Here is a 1,895-nt window from a genome sequence, read left to right on the forward strand (position 1 = left end):
GTGCAGGCCGTGCTCGAGGGCGTCGCCTTCGCCGCGCGCGACAATCTGGCGGCACTGAGCGCGGCGAGCGCTCCGATCGTGGAAGTCGATCTCGTCGGCGGCGGCTCGCGCTCGCCGCTCTGGGCCCAGATCTGCGCCGACGTGCTCGGCATTTCCGTCCATCGCGTCGAGGAAGGCGAGGTGGGGGCCGCGCTCGGCGCCGCGCGGCTCGGGCGCCTTGCCGCCACCGGTGAAGATCCCGCCGAAGTTTGCACGCGCCCGCGCCGACTCGCGAGTTTCGCGCCCCGCGCATCCGTCACCGCCGCCTATGACGATGCCTATCGTCGCTGGCGCGCGCTTTATCCCGCGTTGAAGGAGTCCGCCTAAGTGAACGCGTCAGCCAAATTCTTCGAGGCAAGCATGCCTGTCGCCTTCGCCGGCCAGGATGCCGGAAAGGCGCCCGCCTTCCGCTGGTACGACAAGGATCGCCTCGTCCATGGCCGCCGGCTCGAGGATCACCTGCGCTTTGCGGTCTGCTACTGGCACTCCTTCTGCTGGCCGGGCGGCGATCCCTTCGGCGGCGAGACGTTCATGCGGCCCTGGCATCACGGCACCGATGCGATGGCGCAGGCACGGGCCAAGGCCGACGTCGCCTTCGAGCTGTTCCGCCTGCTTGACGTGCCCTTCTTCACCTTCCACGACGTCGACGCGGCGCCCGAAGGTGCTTCGCTCGCGGAGTCCGTCGCCAACCTCAACGCGATCGCCGATCTGTTCGAAGCGAAGATGGCCTCCGCCAAAGTCCGGCTGCTCTGGGGCACCGCCAATCTGTTCACGCATCGCCGCTACATGGCGGGGGCCGCGACCAACCCGGACCCTGACATCTTCACCTATGCCGCCGGCCAGGTCCGTGCCGCGCTGGAGGTGACGCACCGGCTGGGTGGCCAGAACTATGTGCTGTGGGGCGGGCGCGAGGGCTACGAGACGCTGCTCAACACCGATCTCAAGCGCGAGCTCGACCAGCTCGGCCGCTTCGTCTCGCTGGTCGTCGAGCACAAGCACAAGATCGGCTTCAAGGGCCCGATCCTGATCGAGCCGAAGCCGAAGGAGCCGACCAAGCATCAATATGATTTCGACGTCGCCACCTGCTACGGATTCCTCGCGCGCTACGATCTCCTCAAGGACGTCAAGCTCAACATCGAGCAGAACCACGCCATCCTCGCCGGCCATTCCTTCCATCACGAGGTCGCGCTCGCCGAGGCGCTCGGCGTGTTCGGCTCGCTCGACGTCAACCGCGGCGACGATCTGCTCGGCTGGGACACCGACCAGTTCGCGATGAACGTGCCGGAGCTTGCACTGGTGTTCCACGAGATCCTGAACCGCGGCGGCTTCACCTCCGGCGGGCTCAATTTCGACGCCAAGATCCGGCGTCAGTCGATCGACCCCGACGATCTGATCCACGCCCATGTCGGCTCGATGGACGCCTGCGCGCGCGCCTTCCTCGCCGCCGCCGACATGCTCGATGCCGGCGCCCTCTCCGCGCCGCTTACCAAACGCTACGAAGGATGGGCGAGCCCCGAGGGCCGCGCCATTCTCGGCGGCCAGCGCTCGCTCGCCGATCTCGCCGATCGTGCGCTCGGCTCCGGCTTCGACCCGCAGCCGCGCTCGGGACGGCAGGAATATCTGGAATCCCTGGTCAACCGCTATGTCTGAGGAAGGCCCGCTGATGACAAATGCTGAAGCAGCGCCGGTGCTCCAACTCTCCGGCATCGGGAAGGAGTTCGGCGCGATTCGCGCGCTGCATGACGTCGACATGCAGGTCTTCCCTGGCGAGGTGGTCGGCCTGATGGGCGACAACGGCGCGGGCAAGTCGACGCTGGTCAAGATCATCGCCGGCAATTTCCGCCCCAGCCATGGCG

Annotated in this window: 3 protein-coding genes; all 3 read left to right on the forward strand. The window is 67.2% G+C overall.

Features of this window, described 5'->3' with window-relative positions:
• The coding region (locus AC1D00_RS39155; protein ID WP_477014363.1) for an FGGY-family carbohydrate kinase at positions 1 to 366 on the forward strand (366 nt) is incomplete at its 5' end.
• Entirely contained in the window at positions 367 to 1,689 is a 1,323-nt protein-coding gene (xylA, locus tag AC1D00_RS39160; RefSeq protein ID WP_404551206.1) for a xylose isomerase, read from the forward strand.
• A 13-nt stretch (positions 1,690 to 1,702) separates the two neighbouring features.
• A partial coding sequence (locus tag AC1D00_RS39165) for an ATP-binding cassette domain-containing protein (protein ID WP_477014364.1) occupies positions 1,703 to 1,895 on the forward strand: 193 nt, incomplete at its 3' end.

This window comes from Bradyrhizobium sp. P2_E8, from assembly GCF_056403875.1.